Below are 25,885 nucleotides of genomic sequence, written 5' to 3'. Positions count from 1 at the left end.
GGGCACCACCCGCACGCCCACACCTCACGAAGGGACCGAAACCATGGCAGGGACAGCACAGGGGACCGCGGTGGACGCCGATGTCGTCATCGTCGGCGCCGGACCGACCGGGCTGATGCTCGCCGGTGAACTCCGGCTCGGCGGCGCCCGCGTCATCGTCGCCGAACGGCTCGCCGAGCCCACCGGGCAGTCCCGCGGGCTCGGCTTCACCGCCCGCGCGATGGAGATCTTCGACCAGCGCGGGCTGCTGCCCCGCTTCGGCCAGGGCGAGACCCTGGAGACCAGCCCGATGGGCCACTTCGGCGGCCTGCAGTTCGACTTCACCACCCTGCCCGGCGCCCACTTCGGCGCCCGCGGCATCCCGCAGTACCAGACCGAGGCGGTCCTGGAGGAGTGGGCGGGCGGACTCGGCGCGGACATCCGCCGCGGCTGGGAGTTCCTGGAGCTGGCCGAGGGCTTCCTCACCGGCGAGGGCGTCGAGGTCACCTTCGGCACCCCCGAGGGCGTACGCACCCTGCGCGCCGGCTATCTGGTCGGCTGCGACGGCGGCGGCAGCCAGGTCCGCAAGGCGGCCGGTTTCGCCTTCCCCGGACTGCCCGCGACCCGCGCGATGTTCCTCGCCGACGTCACCGGCCTGAACCTCAAGCCCCGCTTCCTCGGCGAGCGCCTGCCGCACGGGATGGTGATGGCGGCCCCGCTCGCCGAGGGCGTGGACCGGATCATCGTCTGCCCGCACGGCACCCCCGCCCGCGACCGCGACGAGAGCGTCACCTTCGAGGAGGTCGCCGCCGCCTGGCAGCACATCACCGGCGAGGACATCAGCCACGGCGGCGCCGACTGGGTCAGCTCCTTCTCCGACGCCGCCCGCCAGGTCGACAGCTACCGCCGCGGCCGGGTGCTGCTCGCCGGGGACGCCGCGCACATCCATCTCCCCGCCGGGGGCCAGGGGTTGAGCACCGGTGTGCAGGACGCCGCCAACCTCGGCTGGAAGCTGGCGGCCACCGTCACCGGGCGGGCACCCGCGGGGCTGCTCGACAGCTACCACACCGAGCGGCACGCGGTCGGCAGCCGCCTGCTGATGAACACCCGCGCCCAGGGCTTCGTCTTCCTCGGCGGCGAACCGGCCGACCCGCTGCGCACGGTCATCGCCGAACTCCTCGGCCACGAGGAGGTCAAGCAGCACCTGGCCGGGGTCGTCAGCCACCTCGACGTGCACTACGCGGCCCCCGAGGGCGCCCACCCGCTCACCGGCCACCGGCTCGGCGAGCACACCCTGGTCGGCAAGGAGGGCGAGAGCGCCGTCTTCGCCGAACTGCACGGCGGGCGGGGCCTGTTGCTCGACCTCGCCGACGACGCCGGGGTCCGCGCGGCGGGCGGGGGGCTGACCGACCGGCTCACCACCGTCACGGCCACCCTCAAGTCCGCCCCCGGCGACGCCGACCGCCTCGACGGCGTCCGCGCCCTCCTGGTCCGCCCGGACGGCTATGTGGCCTGGGCCGGGGAGACCACCGAGGGGCTGACGGATGCCGTACGCCAGTGGTTCGGCGAGGCGTCGTCCGCCTGATCCCGACCGCCGTGAGCACCGGCGCCCGCCCGCACGGGTGCCGGACCCCCAGGGCGGTGTGCCGGGTACGTGGCGCACCCGGCACACCGCCCGCCCCCCTGCGAGGCCCCGGCCTCGCCCCTTCGAGGCCTCGGGAGACCCGGCCATGACGGCGCTCGGCAGCACGCCCACCGGCGACACGGACCCGCCCGCACCGGAGCCCCCGGCACCGGACCCGCCCGTACCCGGCGCCTTCTCCACCGGAGTCCGCCGGATCACCCTCGACGCGGGCGGCCTCGACCTCTCCGCGCTGCTGAGCGAGCCCGAGCAGGGCCCGCCCCGGGCCACCGTGGTCGCGGTGCACGGCGGCGGCATGAGCGCCGGGTACTTCGACGGGCAGGCCCACCCGGAGCAGTCCCTGATGACGCTCGGCGCCCAACTCGGCTACACCGTCCTGTCGGTGGACCGCCCCGGCTACGGCAGCTCCGCCGCCTGGCTCCCCGAGGGACTCACCCTCGGCGAGCAGGCGGTGGTGCTGCACGCCGCCCTCGACGACTTCCGCCGGCACTACGCCCACGGGGCCGGGCTCTTCCTGCTCGCCCACTCGCTCGGCGGCGCCCTGGTGATGGCCACCGCCGCCGGGGCCGAGCCGGACCGCGCCCTGCTCGGACTCGACGTCTCGGGCTGCGGCCACCGCTACGCCGTCGTGCCGGACCAGGGCCGGACCACCCGCAGGAACACCCTGCGGCACTGGGGTCCGCTGCGGCTCTACCCGCCGAACACCTTCGCCAAGAGCACCGGCCTGGTCGCCCCGGTCCCGGCCCGCGAGGCGGGTGAACTCGCCCGCTGGCCCGAGCTGTTCGCCGCCCTGGCGCCCCGGATCAGCGTGCCGGTGCGGCTCACCTTCGCCGAGCACGAGGCCTGGTGGCGCCACGGCGAACAGGACTTGGCCGACCTGGCCGCCCAACTCACCGCCTCACCACGGGTCCTGGTGGAGCGTCAGCCCGATGCCGGGCACAACATCAGCCTGGGCTGGGCGGCCCGCGCGTACCATCTGCGCTCGCTGGCCTTCCTGGAGGACTGCCTCACCCACACCGGCCGGGAGTGAGCGGCCGTGCCGCCCGCCGGGGTCTTCCGCACCGCCCGCCGTCGAGCGGGGCCCGAGGCGTACCCCGGGCCCTTGGCCGCACAGGGCGGCGGCCACCGCCGCCCCCGGACCGGAGGTCTCCTGCCGTGACGCTCACCCGTGCACCGCTGCCCGCGCCCGGCACCTACCGGCTCTGGATCTTCGACTCCCTCACCCAGGAGGGGATCCCGGCCACCCGTGCCGAGGCGGGACCCGAGGCGCTCGGCCCCGAGGAGCGGCGCCGGGCCCGCCTCTTCAGGCGCCCCGCCGACCGCAGGCAGTACGAGAGCGCCCATCTGGTCCTGCGGCGGCTGCTCGCCGACCACACTGGACTGGCGCCCGAGCGGCTGGAGTTCGGCCGCGAGGGCGGGCGGCGCGGCAAGCCCCGGCTGCTCGGCTCGCCGGTGCCGGTGCACTTCTCGCTCTCGCACAGCCACGGCCTGGTCGCCATCGCCCTCGCCGCCGATCCGGTGGGCGTGGACGTCCAGCGGGTGCCGGGGGTGCGCACCGTCGAGCGGTGCCTGCCCTCGCTGCACCCCGCCGAGCGGGCCGAACTCACCGCCCTGCCGGAGTCGGAGCGCCCGGACGCCTTCGCCCTGCTGTGGACCCGCAAGGAGGCCTACCTCAAGGGACTCGGCACCGGGCTCGCCCGGCCGCTCGCCGCGGACTACCTGGGCAGCGGCGGCCTCGCCGCCCGCCCGCCGGACTGGACCGTGCACAACACCGCCGCCCGCCCGGGGCACGCGGCAGCCGCCGCGCTCCGGGTACCCGCGACCGGATGACAGCCGGGCGCGTACGCCACCACTGGGGGAAGGGAAACCATGGCCACAGCCACCGAGGACACCGACCACCCGCGCGCACTCGCCGCGGAACTCGGCGCGCGCAAGGAGGAGGCCCGGCAGGGTCCCGACCCGCGGGCCACCGAACGCCAGCACGCCAAGGGCAAGCTGACGGCGCGTGAGCGGATCGACCTGCTGCTCGACAAGAACAGCTTCACCGAGGTCGAGCAGTTGCGCAGGCACCGGGCGACCGGCTTCGGCCTGGAGGCGAAGAAGCCGTACACCGACGGGGTGGTGACCGGCTGGGGCACGGTCGAGGGCCGGACGGTCTTCGTCTACGCCCACGACTTCCGGATCTTCGGCGGCGCCCTCGGCGAGGCGCACGCCGCCAAGATCCACAAGATCATGGACATGGCGCTGGCCGCCGGGGCGCCGCTGGTCTCGCTCAACGACGGCGCGGGCGCCCGGATCCAGGAGGGCGTCTCCGCGCTCGCGGGCTACGGCGGCATCTTCCAGCGCAACACCCGTGCCTCCGGCGTCATCCCGCAGATCTCGGTGATGCTCGGCCCCTGCGCGGGCGGCGCCGCCTACAGCCCCGCGCTCACCGACTTCGTCTTCATGGTCCGCGACACCTCCCAGATGTTCATCACCGGGCCCGATGTCGTCCAGGCGGTCACCGGCGAGGAGATCAGCCAGAACGGGCTCGGCGGCGCCGAGGTGCACGCCGGTACCTCCGGGGTGGCCCACTTCGCCTACGACGACGAGGAGACCTGCCTCGCCGAGGTCCGCTACCTGCTGTCCTTCCTGCCGTCCAACAACCGCAGCATGCCGCCGCACCTGCCGAGCGCCGACCCCGCCGACCGGCCCGGCGAGCGGCTCACCGAGGTGGTGCCGGCCGACGGCAACCGCGCCTACGACGTCCGGGAGGTGATCGAGGAGGTCGTGGACGACGGCGAGTACCTGGAGGTGCACGCCTCCTGGGCGCCCAACCTGGTCTGCGCGCTCGCCCGCCTCGACGGGCATGTGGTCGGCGTGGTCGCCAACCAGCCGAACGCCTTCGCCGGGGTCCTCGACATCAGGGCGAGCGAGAAGGGCGCCCGCTTCGTGCAGTTCTGCGACTCCTTCAGCATCCCGCTGGTGACCCTGGTCGACGTGCCGGGCTTCCTGCCGGGCGTGGACCAGGAGCACGAGGGCATCATCCGGCGCGGCGCCAAGCTCCTGTACGCCTACTGCAACGCCACCGTCCCCCGGGTCTCGGTGGTCCTCCGCAAGGCCTACGGCGGCGCCTACATCGTGATGGACTCGCGCTCCATCGGCGCCGACATCGCGCTCGCCTGGCCGACCAACGAGATCGCCGTGATGGGGGCCGAGGGCGCCGCCAACGTGGTCTTCCGGCGTGAGATCGCCGCCGCCGCGGACCCCGGGGAGATGCGCGCGCAGAAGATCAAGGAGTACCGCAAGGAGCTGGTCCACCCCTACTACGCGGCCGAACGCGGCCTCGTCGACGACGTCATCGACCCCCGCGAGACCCGCGCGGTGCTCTGCCGCGCGGTCACCATGCTGGCCGCCAAGGACGCCGACCTGCCCCGCCGCAAACACGGCAACCCGCCGCAGTAGCAGGGCGGTCGCCCCCGCTCAGCAGGCGGCTGCCCCGGCTCGCGGGGCGGTCGCCCCGGCTCGTACGGGAGCGGTCGCGCGGGCGGGAGCGGGCAGCGCGTACGGAATCGGCAGCGCGTAAGGAATCAGCAGAGAGGTGAGGCGAATGTCCGAGCGGAACACGGATGCGGCCGGGGAGCCGGAGAGCGGTGAGGGCGGCCGGGAGACGCCCTGCCGCCAGTTGCTGAGGGTGGTGCGCGGCAACCCGGCACCGGAGGAACTCGCCGCGCTCTCCGCCCTGTTGTTCGCCCGGCTCTCGGCACCGGAGGCGGAGGCGGCCGGTCCCCTGGGGCGGGCGGTGGCCGGCTGGCGGCGTCCCGAGCGCGGCTCGATGTTCGACGGCCCGCGCACCTGGCGCGGCACCGGCTCCGCCGCGCACCCGACCGGCGGGCGGTAGGGCCCGGGAGGCCGGGGGCGGGTGCCGGGAGAGTCTTGCGCGCCCCCGCGCGCCCTGGGACGCGCGGAGGCCGCGTACGCGCGGGCGTACGCGGCCTCCGGGGCCGGGAGACGGGCCGGGGCGGTCGCCGGGGCCGCCCCGGCCGCCGGGGTCAGGCGTCGAGGGCCGCCACGATGCCGTCCCAGAGGGCGACCCGGGCGCGCAGCGCGGCGGTCACCGTCTCGGCGGCCTCCTGCCACTTGGCCTCGTCCTCGCCGCACAGGTCGGCGACCATCGCCATGGCCATCGGGGTGTGCTCCTCCCCGTCGACCTCGATGTGCCGGGCCAGGTACTCGCGGAAGGTGGCGAGCTTGCCGCCCTGGTCGTCGACCTTGATGACCTGGTCGAACATCTCCGGGATCAGGTCCTCGCGGCCGAAGGCGAAGGCCGCGGCCCGGCAGTGCAGCGGGGCCCCCTCGATGAAGTCGAAGGTGGCGTTCACGAAGGTGGCGGCCGCCGCCGGGACCGAGGCGCCGGCCAGGGCGGCCCTGACGCCCTCGCCGCCGCGGATGCGGTCCAGGAAGTTGTTGATCACGGTGACGTCGGCGCCCGCCTCGGCCATGCCGTTGACGTACAGCTCGAAGTGGCTGATGAAGCCGTCGCCGAGCTCGTCGCTCTCCTCGACCAGGACGATGTCGTTGATCAGCCGCCGGCTCTCCGAGCTGCCCTGCGGCACCCAGGGCACGTCCACGCAGGTGAGGCTGCGCTGGAGGCTCTTCAGGAGGGACATGAAGTCCCAGACCGCGAAGACGTGGTTCTCGTTGAAGGTGTTGACGTCTTCGAGTGTGGCGAGGCGGTGGTAGATCGGGTGCTTCACGACTTCGATGCGGGCGTCGTCGATGACTTTCCGCAGTTTCTCGATGGAAGCGTTCTCTTTGCCCCAGTCATAGCGCGACACAGAAATGTCTCCCGTCCAAAGAATGCTGTGTGTTCTGACTGTTCCGGTGCGTTCGGTGAGCACTATGGCCGCATCTCACAGCGCCCGGCAAGGAGATGTGAGGACGGGCGATCGGGGTGAAGCGGGCGGCTTGCGCGGCGTCCCATGGGGTTTTCCGGTGGGGCGCTGTGCGACTGCGGGATTTCCGCCCTTGCACGCCGGGGTGCTCTTCGGCGCGGCCGGCCGTGGTCCCGCGGCCCGGTTCCGGTTCTGCCGGGTCTCGGGTCGAACGGCTTGTCGTGGCAGGTCAGTTGGGCTCTGATGGGGGAGCGGCGGCCGGGTTCCGCGGCGGCCCGGTGTGAAAGTTGGACCGCGTTGCGCCCCCTGGCCGATCGGGGGACCATCGGTCGCACTTCCCTGCGGACGGTGGTTGCTGTCCGATTACCGCGAATCCAGGCGGCGGTGTTCTCCGTACCGAATACGGGAACGGCGTTCCTGCTTGTCCCCGAAATGGGATTCCGCATGCGCGCGCCGACAGGTCGGCACACCGGCTCGGCGATTTCTGGTCTCTTGCCGTGGACGCGAGAGAAGAAGACACGAGGGGGACTTCGACATGCCCTGGGAAAAGAACGAGGCGGCCGGCGGGGAGACGAGCGGACGGGACGCGCGGATCGCCGCACGCGCCCGTGAGGAGAACTGGAAGAAGCCCCCGCGGCGCATCGAGTCCGCCGAGTGCATCACCTGCGACAGCTGCCTGCGCGGCTGCCCGGCGGAGTTCGGCGCCATCTTCGACCGCGGCCTCGACGTCGTCATCATCCCCGAGCTGTGCTCGGGCTGCCCGGCCTGCGTCCTGGAGTGCCCCGTCGACTGCATCTACGTCGACGAGGACTGGACGCCCACCGACGAGAGCCTGTGGAAGCACATCGAGCTGACCGCGGACGGTGCCTGATGCCCTCACCGGCCGAACGCGGCCTGAGCCGCCGCGAGATCAACGCGAGGAAGCGGCAGAGCCGCAGACCCAGCAGGCACGGCAGCGCCGCCGGCGCGGCGTCCGGCCCCGACTATCCGCGCGCGGACGGCGCGGGCTTCCCCGGGCTGCTCGACCGCGCCTGGCGCGCGGCGCTCGCCGCCGAGGAACTGCCCGCCGCGGTGGACGCGCTGCTCACCCTCGACGGGCACGTCCCCGGCGACATCCAGCTGCGCGCCCTGCGCACCGCCGACGAGGCCGCCCTGAAGGTGCTCTGCGGCGCCTCCTGGCGCGGGGTGCGCGACGGCGGCCAGGCGTCCGAGGTGTTCGCCGAACGGGCCCAAGTCCCCCCGGAGGAGGCGGTGTTCGACGGGGAGATCGCCCTGTCCACCACCGGCCGGATCCTGGTCCGGGTGCCCTCGCAGGGCCCGCTCGCGGAGAGCGGGGACCTGGTCGCCCCGGCGCTCAAGGTGCCCTGGTCCGCGGCGGATCTCGACGCCTACCGCACCGAGTCGGCCCGGGCGGCGGCCCGTTACTCCTCGGCGGTGGTCGACTGCCGCCAGTGGCTCGCGGCGCACAGCACCCAGGCCCGCGAGGAGCTGCTCGACCTGCTCAAGGACGCCGCCCTGCGCACCGCGCCCTTCGTGCTCTACCAGGAGGACCGGCAGTACACCAACTTCCGGGACCCCAACACCCTCACCGGCAAGACCCTGTGGCCCGGGCACCCGGACTGCGCGCTGAGCAGCCTCGCCGGGCTCCCGCTCGACCAGTGGGCGGACAGCGAGGCCGTCCTGGTGGTCTGCCTGACCCTCCTGGTGCGCTCCGCCTCGTACGCCCGCGTCGAGGAGGCCAACGGCACCCAGCTGACCCCGGACCACGTCGGCCACCTCCTGGAGGGGGTGCGGCGCAACTACAACGCCCACTCCCGGGGCGAGGCGGTGCCGCCCGCCGCCTCGGCGCGGGTGGCCGACCTCGACGCACTGGCCGGGGCGCTGCGCGCGCGCCGGACCGAGGTGCTCGGCGAGGTGCAGCTCTACCGGGAGATCCACGGCCCCCTGATGCACAAGATCGAGCGGACCGCCGCCCCCCGGGGCGCGGCCGCCCGCCACCGCGAGGCCGAGGTCACCGCCCGCCTCACCGAGGCGCTGCCGCTCGCGGGCGAGGACCTCGACGCGCTCGGCGCGCACCTCGCCGAGTCCCCGGCCTGGCTGACCAAGCCGCACGGCGAGTTCCGCACCGGGCTCGAAGCGCTGGTGTACGCCTCGGTGGCCGCCTCCACCGAGGCCTTCGAGGCCGACTTCGCGATGAGCCGCGGCATGCGCTCGCTCGCGGGGCTGCGCGAGGCGCTGCGGGCGCAGGCCTGGGCGGAGATCACCGACTGGGGGATCACCGACTTCTTCTGCTGCGTGGTGCCCGACCCGGCGGCCCGCCGCCACTTCGGCGACTCGGTGGACCGGCTGGCCGACACCGCCTGGGCGATGTCCTCCCGGATGCAGTACAACTCCTGGCACTTCATCGCGGGCAATCTGCCGAAGGTGCCCGCGGTGGTGGCCCGGGACCACTTCGTCCCGCCGACCCTCCCGGACATCGCCTTCTACTCCGACCAGCACCACCACGGGCACGTCGCCGCCAAGGTGCGCTTCAGCATCCGCAGCCCGCAGGCGGTGGAGGTCGACGGGCGCCGCTTCAACGGCTTCATGGACCTCCGGCTGCTGCGCTGCGAGGGCACCCCCTTCGGCGAACAGGACCTGCTCGCCGCCCACCGGGTCTCCGCCTTCGTCGCCGGGGCCACCGGCCTCGCCGCCGAACTCGTCGCCGCCGGTGAGGAGATCGAGGTCACCTCCTTCGACTCGGCCTGGCACGGGGAGTCCGTCCGCGCGGCCGTGAAGGCGCGCGGCTGAGCCGGATGAGCCCGTCCGAGGCCGGATCCGTCCGCCCCGTCACCAGCGAGGAGACCCAGTTGACCGCCTACGGCATCGCCGCGACCCGGGCGCTGCTCGGCCGCGGGGAGCGCACCGCCACCGAGCACCTCGCCGCCCACCTCGCCGCGATCGAGGAACACGACCCCGGCCTCGGCGCCTTCGTCGCGGTCGCGGGCGAGGAGGCGCTGCGGGCCGCCGCGGCCGCCGACGCCCGGCTGCGCGCGCTCGGCCCGGCCGCCTTCCAGGACCAGCCGCTGCTCGGCGTCCCGGTCTCGGTCAAGGACCTCATCCAGACCGGTGAACTCCCCACCCGCCGCGGCTCCTTGCTGCCCAACCGCCGCCCGGCCGCGGACGCCCCCGCGGTCGCCCGGCTGAAGGCCGCCGGGGCGATCGTCGTCGGCAAGACCACCACCTCCGAGTACGGCTGGAGCGCCAGCACCGTCAGCCGGGTCTCGCCGCCCACCCGCAACCCCTGGGACCCGGCGTACTCGGCGGGCGGCTCCAGCGGGGGAGCGGCGGCCTCGGTGGCGGCCGGACTGTGCACCGCCGCGCTCGGCACCGACGGCGCCGGGTCGATCCGCATCCCGGCCGCCTTCTGCGGAGTGGTCGGCTACAAGCCCTCCTTCGGGCGGGTCCCCTACGTCCCCGCGGGCGCCGACCGGCTCTCCCACCTCGGCCCGCTGGCCCGCAGCGTCGAGGACGTGATGGAGATCGCCGCGGTGCTGCCGGGCCCGCACCGCCAGGACCCGGACTCCGGTCTCGGCGCCCTGGAGTCGCGGCCCGAGCGGCGCGGCCTCAGGGTCGGCTGGATCGAGTTCCCGGGCACCGCGCCCGAGGTGCGCCGGGTCAGCGAACGCGCCCTGGAGGCCCTGGCCGCCCTCGGGCACCACCCGGAGCGCATCGAGGTGCCCTTCCGCGACCCGTACCCGGCGCTCCTGGACATCCTCGCCGCCGCCGAGGCCGCCGGTGCCGCGCCCGGCGACGAGGCGGACGGCGACCCCGGCCGGCTCGCGGTGGTACGCCACGGCCGCGGGCTCGACGGGGCCGCGGTGATGCGCGCCGAGGAGGTCCGGATGGAGCTGCGCACCCGCCTCGCCGCGGTGATGGAGCGCCATGACCTCCTCGCGATGGCCACCGTCCCGGTGGAGCCCTTCGCCCCGGAGGCGATCGGTCCCGACTGGGCGAGCGACCCCGAGAGCCTGCTCTGGCTCGCCTGGAGCCCGGCCACCTACCCCTTCAACATGACCGGCCAGCCCGCCCTCTCGCTGCCCGCGGGCCTCAGCCGCGCCGGGCTGCCGGTCGGGGTCCAGCTGGTGGGCCCCGTCGGCGCGGACGCCCTGGTCCTCGACACCGCGCGGGACCTGGAGGCGGGACTCGGTCCGCTGCCCGAAGTACCCCAGCGCGTCTCCGAAAGGATGCTCTAGCGATGTACACCCGCAAGTGGTCCCGGCCCGCCGCCGAGGACGGAGTCGGCCGCAGCGACTTCGTCGCCGAGCACGGTCTGTGGGACGAGCGACAGCGCGCCGCGGCCGCGGAGATCGAGGCGCACCTCGGCGAAGTCGACCTGATACGGCTGGTGTTCGGCGATCCGCACGGGCTCGCCCGGTCCAAGACGCTGACCGTGGAGGCCTTCCGCGCGGCCCTGCGCGGCGGGATGGACTACAGCCCGGGCCCCTTCCTCTTCGACACCGGCCACGCGGTCGCCGTCGACTTCCTCTCGAACCCCGGGGTGGACGTTCCCGAACTCCTCGGCGCGGGCAACTTCGTGGTCGTCCCCGACCCGGTGACCTTCCAGCTGCTGCCCGGCGGCGAGGCCCGTACCGCCTGGGTGATCGGCGAGGAGTACCTGCCCGACGGAAGGCCGCACCCGCTCTCCTCCCGGCACGTCCTGCGCAAGGTGATCGCGGCCTACGCGGCCCAGGAGTGCACCCCGGTCCTCGGCCTGGAGGTGGAGTGGTACCTCACCCGCAGGCTGGAAGGACCGGTGGGGAACGCGGGCAACGGCTTCGGCCTCCAGGGGGAGGCGCCCCGGGTGGCGGCCATGAACCCGGGCTACCAGTTCAACTCCGACAACGCCTTCGCCTCGGTGGCGGCCTTCGCCCATCCGCTGAGCGCGCTGCTACGCCAACTCGGCCTGCCGCTGCGGTCGATGGAGCACGAGTCGGGTCCGGGGCAGATCGAGACCACCTTCGCGCCGATGCACGCCCTGGACACCGCCGACGCCATGCTGCTCTTCCGCACCCTGGTCAAGCAGCGGGCCGCGCAAGGCGGTTACCACGCCACCTTCATGTCGCTGCCGCGTGTCGACGGCTTCGACCCGAGCGGCTGGCATGTGCACCAGTCGGTCGTCGACACCCGTACCGGACGCAACCTCTTCGCCCCGGACGACCCCGCGGCGGCCCCGCTCTCCGCCGCCGGACTCGCCTACGCGGAGGGCCTGTTGCGGCGCGCCCGCGAGCTGTGCCTGCTCTCGGTGCCGACGGTCAACGGCCACCGGCGCCTCGGCTCCGGCTTCTCCCTCTCGCCCACCCGGATCGGCTGGAGCCCGGAGGACCGCACCGCGATGGTCCGGGTGGTCGGCGCGGGCGGCTCCCGGCACCTGGAGAACCGCACCGGCGAACCCTGCGCCAACCCCTATCTCGCCCTGGCCGCCCAGCTGTTCGCCGGCCTGGAGGGTATGAACAGCGACTCCCTGGTGCCGCGCCCCGCCCTCGGCCCGGACGCCGCGGGCGCCGAGACGCTGCCCGGCTCCCTCGACGAGTCCCTGTCCGCTTTCCGCCAGGGCAGCCCCGCCGATCTGCTCGGCACCCCGCTCGCCCGCTGCCTGGCCAAGCTCAAGCAGAGCGAGCTGGACCGCTTCCGTACCTGGGCCGAGAAGGAGCAGCCGCCGGAGGGCGAGGTCACCGAGTGGGAGCAGCGCGAGTACTTCGAGGCCTTCTGACCCGGCCTCGGGGCTCAACTCCCTGACACACACCGCCAGTTCGTCCACCGACTGAGGGGCAGCCACCGATGATTCCCCGCTACACCCGGCCCGAGATGGCGGAACTCTTCTCGGACCAGGCACGCTACGAGACCTGGGTGCGGGTGGAGATCCTCGCCACCGAGGCCCAGGTGCGGCTCGGCGCCGTACCCGGCAGTGCCCTGGAAGACATGCGGCGGGCGCCCGTGCCGCTCGCCTCCCGGGTCGCCGAGATCGAGAAGGAGCGCGACCACGAAGTGCTCTCCTTCCTCGCCGCCTACTGCGAGGAGATCCCCGAGGAGTCGGCCCGCTGGGTCCACCTCGGCATGACCAGCTACGACCTGGTCGACACCGCGCTCGGCCACACCCTGGCCCGCGGCACCGACCTGCTGCTCGACGCGGCGCGCGCCCTGCGCCGGATCCTCGCCGAGCGGGCCGCGGAGCACTGGGACACCGTCTGCGTCGGGCGCACCCACGGGGTGCACGCCGAGCCCACCACCTTCGGGCACAAGCTCGCCGGGTACGCCTTCGCGGTGGACCGCTCGCTGACCCGGCTGCGGGCGGCGCGCGAGGCGGTCGCGGTGGGCACGGTCTCCGGCTCGGTGGGGACGTACGCGCTGATCGACCCGGCGGTGGAGCGGCACGTCCTCGGCGCCCTCGGCCTCGCGGCGGAGCCGGCGCCGAGCCAGGTGGTGGCGCGCGACCGGCACGCCCAACTGGTGCAGGCGGTGGCCGCACTCGGTGCCGTGGTCGAGCAAGTCGCCCTGGAGATGCGGCTGTTGCAGCGCACCGAGGTCCGCGAGGTGGAGGAGCGGCGCACCGGCGCCTACCAGGGCTCCAGCGCGATGCCGCACAAGCGCAACCCGACCACCAGCGAACGCCTGGTCGGCCTCGCGCGGCTGCTGCGCGGGCACGCCGGCACCGCCCTGGAGAACGTCGCGCTCTGGCACGAGCGGGACCTCGCCCACCAGTCCGTGGAGCGGGTGATCCTCCCGGACAGCCTGAGCGTGGGCCACTTCCAGGTGACCATGGCCACCGAACTGCTCACCCATCTCGCCGTCTTCCCCGAGCGGATGCGCGCGCACCTGGAGCAGACCGGCGGGCTCGTCTACAGCTCCGCCGTCCTCGCCGAACTGCTCGCCACGGGCACCGAACGCGAGAAGGCCTACCGGGGTGTGCAGGCGGCGGCGAACCGCACCCTGGCCGGCGGCACGGACTTCGCCGCCGCCCTCGCCGAGGAGGGGATCGACCTCGGGCCACTGGGCCCCGAGCGCTTCCTCGGCCACCATGATGTGATCCGCGAGCGATTGGAGCAGCTACGTGACCTGGAAGATTGAGCGGGTACCGGGGGACGGCCTGGACCTGGACGAAGTCCTCACCGTCTACCGGGAGTCGGGGCTCGGCGAGCGCCGCCCGATCGAGGACCGGGAGCGCTTCGCGGCGATGCTGCGCGGGGCGAACCTGGTGGTCGTCTGCCGTACCGAGGAGGGGCGGCTGATCGGCATCGCCCGCAGCGTCTCCGACTTCAGCTACGTCACCTACCTCTCCGACATCGCGGTCAGCGCCGACTTCCAGCGCGCGGGCATCGGGCGGGCCCTGATCGCGGGGACCCAGGCCGAGACCCCCGGGGTGAAGATCGTGCTCCTCTCGGCCCCGGCGGCGGTCGACTACTACCCGCACCTCGGCTTCACCCGGCACCAGAGCGCCTGGGTGCTCCAGCCCTGAGCCGCCGGAAAACCGAGCGCGAGCAGAGCGCGGCCGTCTCCCCGGGGAGGCGGCCGCGCGGTCTTCCCTCTTTCCTTACGGTGGCTCAGGCGCTGCCCAGTTTGAATCCGACGCCGCGCACCGTGATGATCCATCCGCTGTCGCCGAGTTTGCTGCGGAGACTGCTTACGTGGGTATCGACGGTTCGGCGCGACCAGGAATCTCCCCACACCTGCTGCAGTAAACGTTTGCGGGGAATCACGGTGTCGGGATTCGAGGCGAGCAGGTGCAGAAGATCGAATTCTTTCCTGGTGAGTCCGACCTCGCGTCCGTCCAGGCTCACTTCCCGGGAGCTGGCATCGATCTTGAGGGGCCCGTGCTGGATTTCCCGTACCCGCTGCGGCTGTTGATGGACGCGTCGCATCACGGCGTCGATCCGGGCGAGGAGTTCGCGGAATCCATAGGGTTTGACGAGGAAATCGTCCGCCCCGGCCTGGAGCCCGAGGACCCGGTCCAGCTCGGTCCCGCGGGCGGTCACGATGATCACCGGCAGGCAGCTGACGGAGCGGATCGCCCCGCAGACCTCCAGTCCGTCCAGGTCCGGCAGCTCCAGGTCGAGCAGGACGAGATCGATGTCCTCCAGGGACTGCAAGGCGGTGCCGCCCTGCTGGACGCGCGTAGTCTCATGCCCGTGGCGGCGCAGCCGGCAGACCAGCGCCTCGGCGTAGTCGCTGTCGTTGTCGACCACGAGGATCCGCTGGCCGGTGGGCAGTCCCGCGACCTTGCGGGTGCTGGGGCCGAAACCCTCGTCCTCCGCGAACCGGGGCGAGGGTATGGCACGCTGAAAGGGAATACCAGATTCCAGTACGGCCTCGGTCGAGCTTTGTGCCATGTCTGTCCCCCGTGAGTCATGAGCCCCGTTCGGTGAACTGATGGGAATCCGAAGCGAAACGGAGCGCTTACCTGCAAGACGAGCGGCATCGGAATGCAGAAACACGAGCGTCGTCAGGCACTCTGCGACACCTCCCGCGTGGCGTCGCACGGCCCAGAACACGGGGATTCACCCCCGCAGGGCGGACGTTACCCGATTCCGTGAGGCTTGCGGAGGGGAAACGGACAGAAGTTGTCAGGCGGAGAGAATGGCTACATCGAGACGGGCGAGACGGGTGGGGTCCGCGATGATGTTCATTGCGGTGATGCGTCCCTCGGAAACGGTGAAGTCCATGACCACGGAGAGTTGCCTGGGCGCCGCCGTGGCCAGGCCGAGACGCCCGTCGACCAGCGCCGTCCGCGCCAGATGCGCACGTCCGGAGTAGAGACCGGCCTGCGCCGCCACGGGCTGGGCGCCGACGATCTCCATGGGGGTGCCGGCGGGGGTGGCGGCCGCGTCCACCCGCAGCACGACATCCGGGTCGAGCAGGGCGAGCAGTGCCTCGAACTCCCCGCCGCGCGCCGCCGCGAGGAAGGCGTCGACCACCGCGCGCTGGCGCGGCAGGTCGGAGTCGGGTGAGGTGTCCACGGCCTGTACCCGGCGCCGGGCGCGGCTGGCGAGCTGACGTGCGGCGACGGGGGTGCGGCCGACGATCGGCGCGATCTCCCCGAAGGGCACGGAGAACATGTCGTGCAGGACGAAGGCGATCCGCTCCGCCGGGTCGAGGGTGTCCAGGACGACGAGCAGGGCGAGCCCGACGGAGTCCACCAGCTGCGCCTCGTGCGCCGGGTCGGTCGGCGCGGCGGCCTGGTCGCGCGGGCCGTGCTCGGGCAGGTGGTCGCCGAGCGGGTCCTCCCGGCGCGAGGAGCGCGAGCGCAGCATGTCCAGGCAGATGCGGCCGGCCACGGTGGTCAGCCAGCCGCCGAGGTTGCCGATCTCCCCGGCCTCGCTCCGGCTCAGCCGCAGCCAGGTCTCCTGGACCGCGTCGTCCGCCTCCGCCACGGAACCGAGCATCCGGTAGGCCACCGCGCGCAGATGGGGCCGCTGGGACTCGAACTTCTCCGCCAGCGCCGGCCATTCGCCCTTGTCCACCGGTCACATCCTCCGCTCGGCTCCCGTCATAGCGTTGACGGCTGTCACTCAGCGTATGTGAAGGGACCCCGCCGCAGCAGGTTCCGCGCGCAAGCCGCCCGGCGGGGCCTGAGGGCTGCCCGCGGCCGGCCGGGTGAGCCGGTGTGCGGGGCCGGTCCTGACCTCGGTAAAGTCAACGAGGCATATCCACCGGGCAGTTGGCGAATGCTCGCCCCGCAGATCACGGTGCCGGGCGGTGTCCGCCCCCGCTTCCCGGGCCCGCCGTCCGGGTGCGCGGCCCCGCATCGGGCGCCGGCCGCCCGGGCTCGCCCCGCCGGAACCGGCCGCAGGTTGGCCGGAATCCGCCCCTGCCCAATTTCCCCTCCTGGCACGGCTGTTGACACCGCTGAGCGGGGTCCCCTCTAATGCCGCTACCGGAACTGGATTCCGCTTCCGCATCGCTGTCAGGAGGTGCACCTTGTCTCTGGCCGAACAGTTGACCTATCCGGCAGTCGATCTCGACGAGATCGAGTCGTCGGCCATCTGGATCGAATCGCACCCGATCACCCGCGTACGGATCGACTCCCTCGTCTTCGAGGGCTCCCCGCGTCTCGGCGGCGAGGACCACGACCACGTACGCGTGCTCGCCGAAGCGGGGGACTCCCTGCCCGCGATCACCGTGCACCGCCCCACCCTGCGCGTCATCGACGGCGCCCACCGGGTCCGCGCGGCCCTGTTGAACGGCCGTACCGAGATCGCGGCCCGGATGCTCGACTGCGACGAGGCCGCGGCCTTCGTCCTGTCCGTCAAGGCCAACGTCACCCATGGACTGCCGCTCAGCCGCCAGGAGCGGGCCGCCGCCGCGGCGCGGATCATCATGACCCATCCGCAGTGGTCGGACCGGGCGGTCGCCGCCGCCACCGGGATCTCCGACAAGACGGTCTCCCGGATCCGCTCCCAGTCGGGCGCCGACTCCGCGCAGTCCGCCACCCGCCTGGGCCGGGACGGGCGGCTGCGCCCGCTCGACAGCGGGCAGCGCCGCCGCCGCGCCGCTGCGATGTTCCTGGACCGCCCCGACGCGGGACTGCGCGAGGTGGCCAGGGCCACCGGCCTCTCCCCGGCGACGGTACGGGACGTGCGCCAGCGCATCGACCGGGGCGAGGACCCGGTGCCCGGCCGCTACCGCACGGCGGAAAGCCCCGGCGGCGTCACCGCGACCCGGCAGCGCCCCGCCGCCGGACGCCTGGACCGCAGGACCGTGGTGGTGGACCGGCAGCGGCTGCTCGCCAAGCTCAGCGAGGACCCCTCGCTGCGCCTCAACGAGGCGGGACGGCGCGCCCTGCGCTGGCTGCACCACTACTCCGTGGACGGAAACGGCATCGAGACCCTCGGCCAGGGGCTGCCCTGCCACTGGGCCCCCGACGTCGCCGACCTGGCCCGCAGCTGCGCCGCCGCCTGGGCCGAACTCGCCGAGCAGCTCCAGCAGCGCGCCGAGTAGGCGGGCTCCCGCAACTCCGCTCTTCACGGCTGGACTTCGCAGCGGGAGAGGGCAGGAACACCGCCACCCGCGGCACCGTCCCGCAGTACCTCGGACCTCGGTCACCCGGTCCGCGCACCGCCGCTGCACCTCGTACGATCCGGTCCCGTACCGGCCGGCTCCACCCCGCAGCACCGGACTCCCGGGCGAGCCGCCCCGCGACTCCCGCACCTCCGCACCTCGCACCTCCGCACTTCCCGGACCGTGCACCGCGCCTCCCGCGCCGCCGCCCCACCGGTCCCGTTCCGCGCACCGCCGCTCGTGCACCGCCGCTCCGCGTACCGACCACGTCAACTGCCGTCCCCGGCAGCGCACTTGGCACCACCGGCTCCTCGCACCCCGCACCCGCGCCGCACCCGCACCGCGCAACGCTCCGTACCGCGTACAGCCGCACCGCATACCTCCCGCACCGCGCACATCCCGCACCGCCCCGCACCCACCCGTACCACCACCCGCACCGCCAAAGCCCCACCCCAGCACCGCCCCACCCATCCGCTACCGGGCCCCACCCCGGAGCCGTCCCAGCCGCTCCGCGCTCCAACGCCTCTGCCCACCCGGGTGGTTGAGCCTCTTTCGGCCACCCGTCGGCGGTGCCGAGGGGCGGTGGGCGCGGGGCGGGAACCGACGTCATCCAGGAGGCATCCCGTGTCCCAGCACCCCGAGAAGGCCGGTCCGCCCGGTGCCCCTGCGAGCGGTCCCGGTACCGGTGTGTGGTTCATCGGGGCCAGGGGCTCCGTCGCCACCACCGCGGTGACCGGCGCGGCGGCGCTCGCCGCCGGGCTCCAGCCGCCGACCGGACTGGTCACCGAGGCACCGGAGTTCGCGGGCAGTGGGCTGCCCGCGCTGTCCTCGCTCGTCTTCGGCGGGCACGACACCGCCGAGTGGCCGCTGCCCAAGCGCGCCGAGGCGCTGGCCGAGGGCGGGGTGCTGCCGCGCGGGCTCGCCGCCGCGGTGCACCGCGAACTCGCCGCCGCCGACGAGGAGATCCGCCCCGGCGGACCGCTGCCCGGCGACCGGCGCGGCGACGAGGAGCTGATCGCCGACTTCGCCGCCGACATCGCGGACTTCACCCGCCGCACCGGGGTGGCCCGCACCGTCGTCGTCAACCTCGCCTCCACCGAGCCCCTGCCCGAACCGAACAGCCCCCGGCTGCCCGCCAGTTCGCTGTACGCGGCGGCCGCCCTGCGCGCCGGTGCCGCCTACGTCAACTTCACCCCCTCGGCAGGGCTGCACCACCCCGCCCTCGCCGAGGCCGCGGCGAGCGCCCGGGTCCCGTACGCGGGCCGCGACGGGAAGACCGGCCAGACCCTGCTGCGCTCGGTGCTCGCGCCGATGTTCCGGCAGCGCGCCCTGGACGTGCGGGCCTGGTCCGGGAGCAATCTGCTGGGCGGCGGGGACGGTGCCGCCCTCGCCGACCCGGCCGCCGCCGAGGCGAAGAACGCGGGCAAGAACCGGGTCCTGGAGGACACCCTCGGAGCACTGCCCGAGGGCGAGGTGCACATCGACGAGGTACCGGCGCTCGGCGAGTGGAAGACCGCCTGGGACCATGTCGCCTTCGAGGGCTTCCTCGGCTCCCGGATGATCCTGCAGACCATCTGGCAGGGCTGCGACTCGGCGCTCGCCGCACCCCTGGTCCTGGACTTGGCCCGGCTCGCCGCCCGCGCCCAAGAGGTCGGGATCACCGGGCAACTCCCCGCGCTCGGCTTCTACTTCAAGGACCCCGACGGCGGCTCCTCGGCGCTTGCCGAGCAGTACGCCGCGCTCCTCGCCTTCGCCGCGCGGCTCGGGGCCCGTCCCGCGGAGGCCTCGTGAGCACCCCCCGCGACTGGGCCGAACTCCTGCGCGTCTCCGCCCTGTTGTCCGTACCCGGCGACGCCCTCGCGGGCGCCGCGGCCAGCCGCCGGCGCCCCAACTCCCGTACCGCGCTCGCCCTGTGCTCCTCGCTCTGCCTCTACGAGGCGGGCATGGCGCTCAACGACTGGGCGGACCACGCGGAGGACGCCGAGGAGCGCCCGCACCGCCCGCTGCCCTCGGGCCGCATCGCCCCCGGCGCCGCGCTCGCCGCGGCGGCCGGGCTGACCGCCGCCGGGCTCGGCCTCGCCGCCCGCGCCGGACGCCCCGCCGCGCTGTGCGCCACCGCCCTCGCGGGCGCCGTCTGGGCCTACGACCTGCGACTGAAGCACACCGCGGCCGGTCCCGCCGCGATGGCCGCCGCGCGCGGGCTCGACCTGGTGCTGGGCGCGCTCGCCACCGCGGGCCCGCGCTCCGGGGAGGCGGCCGGGAGCGTGCTCGGCAGAGCGCTGCCGCCCGCCGCGGTGCTCGGCGCCCACACCTGGGCGGTGACCGCGGTCTCCCGCGCCGAGACCCAGGGCGGCTCGGCCGCCCGGCCGCTCGCCGCGCTCGGCACGACGGCCGCGCTCGGCACCCTCCTCGCCCCCGCCGGGGCCCGGCCGCTGCGCCTGGAGCGGGCCCGCAGGCTCCCCGAGACCCCGCGCGAGCTGGCCCAGGCCGCGCTGGCCGGGGCCTATGCCGCCACCGCGGGGCGGCCCTATCTGCACGCCGCGCTGAACCCCTCGCCGCCGCTGACCCAGCGGGCCGTCGGCGGCGGGATCCGCGCCATGATCCCGCTGCAGGCGGCGCTCGCCGCCCGGTCCGGGGCGCTCGCCACCGCGGCCTCGCTCGGCGCGCTGGTCCCGCTCGCCCGGAGCCTCGCGAGGAAGGTCAGCCCGACATGAGCATCCGACTCGGCTACGGCACCAACGGACTCACCGATCTGCGCCTGCGCGAGGCCCTCACCCTGCTCGCCGAACTCGGCTACCAGGGCGTCGGCCTGACGCTCGATCACATGCATCTGGACCCGCTGGCACGCGGGTTGAGCGGCCGGACCAAGGCGCTCGCCCGCACCCTCGGCGCGCTCGGCCTGGACGTCACCGTGGAGACCGGCGCCCGCTACGTCCTCGACCCGCGCCGCAAGCACGGGCCGAGCCTGCTCGACCCGGACCCGGAGGCGCGGGTGGCCCGCGAGGCGCTCCTCGTCACCGCGGTCGAGGTCGCGGCGGAACTCGGCGCCCACGCCGTGCACTGCTTCAGCGGCGTCCGGCCCGAGGGCACCGACGAGGGCACGGCCTGGCAGCGGCTCGCCGACTCCCTCGGCCCGGTGCTCGACGCGGCGCAGCGCGACGGGATCCCGCTCGCCCTGGAACCCGAACCCGGCCACCTGGTCGAGTCGCTGGCCGACTTCCACCGGCTGCGCGCGCTCCTCGGCGATCCCGAACTCCTGGGCCTGACCCTGGACATCGGGCACTGCCAGTGCCTGGAACCCGCCTCCCCCGCGGAGTGCGTGACGGCAGCGGCGCCCTGGCTGCGGCATGTGCAGATCGAGGACATGCGGCGCGGGGTGCACGAGCATCTGCCCTTCGGCGAGGGCGAGATCGACTTCCCGCCCGTGCTCGCGGCCCTGGAGGCCGTCGGTTACCGGGGCCTGACCGTGGTCGAACTGCCGCGCCACTCGCACGCCGGGCCCGAACTCGCCCGCCGGTCCATGGAGTTCCTGCGCCCCCTGGTCGCCGCCGCCCGTGAGGACCGCGCCGCCGAAGCGCCGTCGCCGGGCCGCGCCCGTCCCGTACCGCTGCTGACCGGGCCGTCCCCGCGGCGGGAAGCACCGTCCCACACCTGAGGAAGCACCATGCCGATCACCCCGATCACCCCTGAGGAACCGCGCCCCGCCCCGGAGCCGGCGGACGGCACCGAGGCCGAACTGCGCCGAGAGGCAGCCGAGTTGCGCGAGCGACTGAGCGCCGAGGGCGCCGACTGGCTGGACGGGGCGCTCGCCGAGGCCGCCCGGGCGGCGGCCGGGCCCGCACCCGCGGAGTCCCGCGCGGTGCCCGGCTGGGAGCTGCGCTTCGCGGCGGCGGGCCGCGCCTGCGGGACCGAGGCCGCCGAATCCGCCCGGGTGCTGCTGCTGTGCGCCGCCCGCCCGGGCCCCGCGGCCCTCGCCCGCCTCTACCGGCACGGCACCGGCGAGGAGCGCCGCGCCGTGCTGCGCGCCCTGCCGCGGCTGCCGCTCGCACCGGGGGAGGGGCTGCCGCTGGTCGAGGACGCGCTGCGCACCAACGACACCCGCCTGGTCGCGGCGGCCGTCGGGCCCTACGCCGCCGCCCACCTGGACGACCACGCCTGGCGGCACGCCGTCCTCAAGTGCCTGTTCACCCGGGTGCCCGTGCGGGCCCTGGCCCGGCTGCCCGAGCGGGCCCGCGGAGACGCCGAACTCGCCCGCATGCTGCGGGACTTCGCCGCCGAACGCAGCGCCGCCGGACGCGCCGTCCCGGCCGACCTCGACCACGTACTCGCCCTGACCGCCAAGGACGCCTGATGCGCATCTTCGACCCGCACATCCATATGACCTCGCGCACCACCGACGACTACGAGGCGATGTACGCGGCCGGGGTGCGCGCCCTGGTCGAGCCCGCCTTCTGGCTCGGCCAGCCCCGCACCTCCCCGGAGAGCTTCTTCGACTACTTCGACGCGCTGCTCGGCTGGGAGCCCTTCCGGGCCGCGCAGTACGGGATCGCGCACCACTGCACGATCGCGCTCAACCCGAAGGAGGCGAACGACCCGCGCTGCCTGCCCGTCCTCGACGCCCTCCCGCGCTACCTGGTCAAGGACCATGTGGTCGCGGTCGGCGAGATCGGCTACGACGCGATGACCCCGGCCGAGGACACCGCGCTCGCCGCGCAGCTCGAACTCGCCGCCGAGCACGGCCTGCCCGCCCTGGTGCACACCCCGCACCGCGACAAGCTCACCGGGCTGCGCCGCACCCTGGACGTGGTCGCCGAGTCGAAGCTGCCCACCGAGCGGGTCCTGATCGACCACCTCAACGAGACCACCGTCAAGGAGGCCCGGGAGAGCGGCAGTTGGCTCGGCTTCTCCGTCTACCCGGACACCAAGATGGACGAGCACCGCATGGTCGCCCTGCTGAGGGAGTACGGACCCGAACGCGTCCTGGTCAACTCCGCCGCGGACTGGGGCAAGAGCGACCCGCTGAAGACCCGCAAGGTCGGCGAGGCCATGCTCGCCGCGGGCTTCGGCGAGGACGAGGTGCACCGGGTGCTGTGGGAGAACCCGGTCGCCTTCTACGGGCTCAGCGGCCGCCTCGACCTGGAGGTCCCCGGCACCGAGGCCCTGCACGAGGGCAACTCCCTGCTGCGCGGGGGCGAATGAGCCGTGCGCTTCCGCCACCCGGACGGCTCCCTCGTCCACCTCGCCTACTGCACCAATGTCCACCCCGCCGAGGACCTGGACGGGGTCCTCGCCCAACTGGGCGCCTACTGCGAGCCGGTGCGCAGACGCCTCGGCACCGAACGCCTCGGCGTCGGCCTGTGGCTGGCCCGGGACGCCGCCCGCGCCCTGACCACCGAGGCCTCGGCCCGGCGCCGGCTGCGCGCCGAACTCGACCGGCGCGGCCTCGAAGTGGTCACCCTCAACGGCTTCCCCTACCGCGGCTTCGGCGCCGAGAAGGTCAAGTACCGCGTCTACCAGCCCGATTGGCGGGACACCGAGCGCCTGGAGTACACCGCCGAGCTGGCCGGGCTGCTCGCCGAGCTGCTGCCGCCGGATGTCACCGAGGGCACCATCTCCACCCTGCCGCTCGCCTGGCGCAGCGACTTCGACGCGGCCGGCGCCGCCGCGGCCGAGCGGCAGCTCACCGAACTGGCCCACCGGCTGGACGAGTTGGAGGAGCGCACCGGCCGCTCCATCCGGATCGCCCTGGAGCCGGAGCCGGGCTGCGCGGTGGAGCGGACCGCCGACGCGCTCGCCCCGCTCGCCGCGCTGCCCGCCCACCGCTTCGGGCTCTGCCTGGACACCTGCCACCTGGCCACCTCCTTCGAGGAACCGGCCGCCGCCCTCGCCGCCCTGGAGCGCGCGGGCGCCACCGTCCCCAAGGTGCAGCTCTCCGCCGCCCTGCACGCCGAGGACCCGGCCGACCCGGCGGTACGGGCCGCGCTCGCCGCCTTCGACGAGCCCCGCTTCCTGCACCAGACCCGCGCCCTCGCCGAGGGGGTGCTGCACGGCACGGACGACCTGGGCCCGGCGCTCGCGGGCGGGGCGCTGCCGGAGACGGTGCCCTGGCGCGCCCACTTCCACGTACCGCTGCACGCGCCGCCCGCGCCGCCGCTCACTTCCACCATGGATGTCCTGCGCGGCTCTCTTGAGGTGCTGCTCGGCCAAGAGGCCCCGCGCAGCCGCCACTTCGAGGTGGAGACGTACACCTGGCAGGCCCTGCCGCCCGAGGCGCGCCCGGCCGACGCGGCGCAGCTCGCCGACGGCATCGCCGCCGAACTCGCCCTCGCCCGCGACCTCTTCCGCGACCTCGGCCTCAAGGAGCTGCCGTGACCGCCACCCCGACCCCGCTGCTCGTGCTCGACGTGGTGGGCCTGACGCCCGCCCTCCTGGAGCAGATGCCGCGACTGAAGTCCCTTGCCCGCAAGGGCTCTTCGGCCGGACTAGGCACCGTGCTGCCCGCGGTGACCTGCGCCGCCCAGTCCACCTTCCTCACCGGAGCGCCGCCCGCCGAGCACGGGATCGTCGGCAACGGCTGGTACTTCCGCGAGCTGGGCGAGGTACTGCTCTGGCGCCAGCACAACGGGCTCGTCGCGGGCGACAAGCTCTGGGACGCGGCCCGCCGCGCCCACCCCGGCTACACGGTCGCCAATGTCTGCTGGTGGTACGCGATGGGCGCGGACACCGACTGGACCGTCACCCCGCGGCCGGTGTACTACGCCGACGGCCGCAAGGAGCCGGACTGCTACACCCGCCCCGTCGAGCTGCACGACGAACTCACCGACGCCCTCGGCACCTTCCCCCTCTTTCACTTCTGGGGACCCGGCGCCGACCTGGTCTCCAGCCGGTGGATCATCGACGCCACCCGGCACCTCAACCGCACCCGCCACCCGGACCTGACCCTCTGCTACCTCCCGCACCTCGACTACGACCTCCAGCGCTTCGGCCCCCGCGACCCGCGCTCGCTGCGCGCCGCCGCCGAACTCGACGCCGCCCTCGGCCCGTTGCTGGACGAGGCCGAGGCGGAGGGCCGCACCGTGGTGGTGCTCTCCGAGTACGGCATCACCGAGGTCTCCCGCCCCGTCGACATCAACCGCGCCCTGCGCCGCGCCGGACTCCTGGAGGTGCACACCCAGGACGGCATGGAGTACCTGGACCCGATGGCCTCCCGCGCCTTCGCGGTCGCCGACCACCAGCTCGCCCATGTCTACGTACGGCGGCCGGAGGACCTGGCCCGGGTGCGGGAGGTGCTCGAAGGGCTCGACGGGGTCGCCGAACTCCTCGGCGACGAGGGCAAGAAGGCGCACGGCCTCGACCACCCGCGGGCCGGGGAACTCGTCGCGCTCGCGGCGCCGGAGGCCTGGTTCACGTACTACTACTGGCTGGACGACGACCGGGCGCCGGACTTCGCGCAGTTGGTGGAGATCCACCGCAAGCCGGGCTACGACCCCGCCGAGCTCTTCCTGGACCCGCTCGACCCCTATGTGAAGCTCCGGGCGGCCGGTGCGCTGGCCCGCAAGAAGCTCGGGATGCGCTACCGGATGGCGGTGGTCCCGCTCGACCCGGCGCCGGTGCGCGGCAGCCACGGCAGGCTCCCGGCCCGCCCCGAGGACGGGCCGGTGCTGCTCTGCTCGCGCCCCGGCGCGCTGCCGGGGGAGGTCGCCGCCACCGAGGTCAAGTCGCTGCTGCTCGGGCTCGCGGGTCTCGCGGAGGTGCCCGTCACGGGGTGAGGGCTCAGGCCGCGGCGGTGCCCGGCCACTCGGGGGCCAGCAGCGACCAGACCTCCTTGTCGTGCCGGAAGCCGCGGTTGGGGAAGTACTCCCGCAGGGTGCCGTCGAGCTGCATGCCCACCCGCTGGGCGACCGCGCGGCTGCGCGCGTTGCGGGTGCTGCTGAACCACTCGACGCGGTGCATGCCCCGCTCGGTGAAGGCGTAGTCGATCAGGTGCCGCACGGCCGCGGTGATCAGGCCGTGGCCCTCGCCCGCCGGTTCGGTCCACACCCCGATCTCGCAGTTGCCGAGCCGGGTGTCGAAGTGCACGAACATCACCCCACCGACCAGGGTGCCCGCCCGCCAGATCCCGTAGAGGCGGCCGGTGTCGGCGGCCTGCTTGTCCGCGTAGTCCTGGAGGGTGGCCCGGGCCGAGTCCAGGTCGGTGGAGCGGGAGGCCCAGGGGATCCACGGGTCGGTGTGCGGGCGGGCCCGGTCCATGTGGGCGAGGAACTCCTCGGCCTGCCAGGGTTCGAGCGGGCGCAGCGCGGCGTCCTCGGCGAGCGGTACGGCGTACATGGCGGTCCTCAGCGGTCGGCGGGGGCGG

23 protein-coding genes are annotated in these 25,885 nt (G+C 74.2%); 19 read left to right on the top strand and 4 right to left on the bottom strand.

Features of this window, described 5'->3' with window-relative positions:
- Positions 1-43 precede the first annotated feature (43 nt).
- The 5 genes from HFV08_RS15675 (at position 44) to HFV08_RS15655 (ending at position 5,501) form a co-directional block, all read left to right on the top strand.
- Positions 44-1,564 carry an FAD-dependent monooxygenase gene (locus HFV08_RS15675; protein ID WP_168539907.1) on the top strand — a complete coding sequence of 507 codons (1,521 nt, stop codon included), beginning with the start codon at positions 44-46 and terminating at the stop codon, positions 1,562-1,564.
- Positions 1,565-1,709: 145 nt separating this feature from the next.
- Positions 1,710-2,651 carry an alpha/beta hydrolase gene (locus HFV08_RS15670; RefSeq protein ID WP_168539905.1) on the top strand — a complete coding sequence of 314 codons (942 nt, stop codon included), beginning with the start codon at positions 1,710-1,712 and terminating at the stop codon, positions 2,649-2,651.
- A gap of 125 nt (positions 2,652-2,776) precedes the next feature.
- On the top strand, positions 2,777-3,451 hold the full coding sequence (locus HFV08_RS15665) for a 4'-phosphopantetheinyl transferase family protein (RefSeq protein ID WP_312885632.1): 675 nt from the start codon (positions 2,777-2,779) through the stop codon (positions 3,449-3,451).
- A gap of 39 nt (positions 3,452-3,490) precedes the next feature.
- Complete coding sequence (locus HFV08_RS15660) at positions 3,491-5,065, top strand: acyl-CoA carboxylase subunit beta (protein WP_168539903.1); 1,575 nt, start codon at positions 3,491-3,493, stop codon at positions 5,063-5,065.
- 145 nt (positions 5,066-5,210) lie between these two features.
- Positions 5,211-5,501, top strand: coding sequence for an acyl-CoA carboxylase epsilon subunit (locus HFV08_RS15655; RefSeq protein WP_168539901.1), 291 nt, complete (start codon positions 5,211-5,213; stop codon positions 5,499-5,501).
- A gap of 151 nt (positions 5,502-5,652) precedes the next feature.
- Here the strand turns inward: HFV08_RS15655 and HFV08_RS15650 are convergent, their stop codons facing one another.
- Complete coding sequence (locus tag HFV08_RS15650; protein ID WP_168539899.1) at positions 5,653-6,438, bottom strand: DUF3050 domain-containing protein; 786 nt, start codon at positions 6,436-6,438, stop codon at positions 5,653-5,655.
- 592 nt (positions 6,439-7,030) lie between these two features.
- Here HFV08_RS15650 and HFV08_RS15645 point away from each other — a divergent pair.
- The 6 genes from HFV08_RS15645 (at position 7,031) to HFV08_RS15620 (ending at position 13,990) form a co-directional block, all read left to right on the top strand.
- Positions 7,031-7,366 (top strand): 4Fe-4S dicluster domain-containing protein, encoded by a 336-nt coding sequence (locus HFV08_RS15645; protein ID WP_168539897.1) that lies wholly within the window; start codon positions 7,031-7,033, stop codon positions 7,364-7,366.
- The gene (locus tag HFV08_RS15640; protein WP_168539895.1) at positions 7,366-9,285 is read left to right on the top strand and encodes a hypothetical protein; all 1,920 of its coding nucleotides are present in this window, start codon (positions 7,366-7,368) and stop codon (positions 9,283-9,285) included. Before HFV08_RS15645 ends, HFV08_RS15640 begins: the two co-directional genes overlap by 1 nt.
- A 5-nt stretch (positions 9,286-9,290) precedes the next feature.
- Entirely contained in the window at positions 9,291-10,730 is a 1,440-nt protein-coding gene (locus HFV08_RS15635; protein ID WP_168539893.1) for an amidase, read from the top strand.
- Between the two features lie 2 nt (positions 10,731-10,732).
- Complete coding sequence (locus HFV08_RS15630; protein WP_168539891.1) at positions 10,733-12,247, top strand: glutamine synthetase family protein; 1,515 nt, start codon at positions 10,733-10,735, stop codon at positions 12,245-12,247.
- A gap of 68 nt (positions 12,248-12,315) precedes the next feature.
- The gene (gene purB / locus HFV08_RS15625; RefSeq protein ID WP_168539889.1) at positions 12,316-13,602 is read left to right on the top strand and encodes an adenylosuccinate lyase; all 1,287 of its coding nucleotides are present in this window, start codon (positions 12,316-12,318) and stop codon (positions 13,600-13,602) included.
- Complete coding sequence (locus HFV08_RS15620) at positions 13,586-13,990, top strand: GNAT family N-acetyltransferase (RefSeq protein ID WP_168539887.1); 405 nt, start codon at positions 13,586-13,588, stop codon at positions 13,988-13,990. The genes purB and HFV08_RS15620 overlap by 17 nt, the downstream gene beginning before the upstream one ends.
- Positions 13,991-14,075: 85 nt before the next feature.
- Here the strand turns inward: HFV08_RS15620 and HFV08_RS15615 are convergent, their stop codons facing one another.
- Together HFV08_RS15615 and HFV08_RS15610 are read right to left on the bottom strand one after the other, a co-directional pair.
- On the bottom strand, positions 14,076-14,861 hold the full coding sequence (locus HFV08_RS15615) for a response regulator transcription factor (RefSeq protein ID WP_168539885.1): 786 nt from the start codon (positions 14,859-14,861) through the stop codon (positions 14,076-14,078).
- 234 nt (positions 14,862-15,095) lie between these two features.
- The gene (locus HFV08_RS15610) at positions 15,096-15,992 is read right to left on the bottom strand and encodes a sigma-70 family RNA polymerase sigma factor (protein ID WP_168539883.1); all 897 of its coding nucleotides are present in this window, start codon (positions 15,990-15,992) and stop codon (positions 15,096-15,098) included.
- Positions 15,993-16,449: 457 nt separating this feature from the next.
- Between HFV08_RS15610 and HFV08_RS15605 the strand changes: the two genes are divergently transcribed.
- The 8 genes from HFV08_RS15605 to HFV08_RS15570 all read left to right on the top strand — a co-directional run bounded on the left by HFV08_RS15605 (position 16,450) and on the right by HFV08_RS15570 (position 25,298).
- Positions 16,450-17,469, top strand: coding sequence for a ParB/RepB/Spo0J family partition protein (locus HFV08_RS15605; RefSeq protein WP_168539881.1), 1,020 nt, complete (start codon positions 16,450-16,452; stop codon positions 17,467-17,469).
- A 684-nt stretch (positions 17,470-18,153) separates the two neighbouring features.
- Positions 18,154-19,320: an inositol-3-phosphate synthase gene (locus tag HFV08_RS15600; protein WP_168539879.1), complete on the top strand. Its 1,167-nt coding sequence runs from the start codon at positions 18,154-18,156 to the stop codon at positions 19,318-19,320.
- The gene (locus HFV08_RS15595; RefSeq protein WP_168539877.1) at positions 19,317-20,243 is read left to right on the top strand and encodes an SCO3242 family prenyltransferase; all 927 of its coding nucleotides are present in this window, start codon (positions 19,317-19,319) and stop codon (positions 20,241-20,243) included. Before HFV08_RS15600 ends, HFV08_RS15595 begins: the two co-directional genes overlap by 4 nt.
- A complete protein-coding gene (locus tag HFV08_RS15590) occupies positions 20,240-21,184 on the top strand; it encodes a sugar phosphate isomerase/epimerase family protein (protein ID WP_168539875.1) in 945 nt (314 codons plus the stop codon). The genes HFV08_RS15595 and HFV08_RS15590 overlap by 4 nt, the downstream gene beginning before the upstream one ends.
- A gap of 9 nt (positions 21,185-21,193) precedes the next feature.
- Positions 21,194-21,880 (top strand): EboA domain-containing protein, encoded by a 687-nt coding sequence (locus HFV08_RS15585; RefSeq protein WP_210430342.1) that lies wholly within the window; start codon positions 21,194-21,196, stop codon positions 21,878-21,880.
- Positions 21,880-22,728 carry a TatD family hydrolase gene (locus HFV08_RS15580; RefSeq protein ID WP_168539873.1) on the top strand — a complete coding sequence of 283 codons (849 nt, stop codon included), beginning with the start codon at positions 21,880-21,882 and terminating at the stop codon, positions 22,726-22,728. Before HFV08_RS15585 ends, HFV08_RS15580 begins: the two co-directional genes overlap by 1 nt.
- A gap of 3 nt (positions 22,729-22,731) precedes the next feature.
- On the top strand, positions 22,732-23,901 hold the full coding sequence (gene eboE / locus HFV08_RS15575; protein ID WP_168539871.1) for a metabolite traffic protein EboE: 1,170 nt from the start codon (positions 22,732-22,734) through the stop codon (positions 23,899-23,901).
- Entirely contained in the window at positions 23,898-25,298 is a 1,401-nt protein-coding gene (locus HFV08_RS15570; RefSeq protein ID WP_168539869.1) for an alkaline phosphatase family protein, read from the top strand. The genes eboE and HFV08_RS15570 overlap by 4 nt, the downstream gene beginning before the upstream one ends.
- A gap of 4 nt (positions 25,299-25,302) precedes the next feature.
- Here HFV08_RS15570 and HFV08_RS15565 read toward each other — a convergent pair whose 3' ends face one another.
- Positions 25,303-25,857 (bottom strand): GNAT family N-acetyltransferase, encoded by a 555-nt coding sequence (locus tag HFV08_RS15565; protein ID WP_168539867.1) that lies wholly within the window; start codon positions 25,855-25,857, stop codon positions 25,303-25,305.
- Between the last annotated feature and the right edge of the window lie 28 nt (positions 25,858-25,885).

It is taken from the genome of Streptomyces physcomitrii (genome assembly GCF_012273655.1).
In the GTDB taxonomy this organism is placed as follows: Bacteria; Actinomycetota; Actinomycetes; order Streptomycetales; family Streptomycetaceae; genus Streptomyces; species Streptomyces physcomitrii.
The sequence above is the reverse complement of the archived record's forward strand: the minus strand, read 5'-3'. Positions and strand labels throughout refer to the sequence as shown.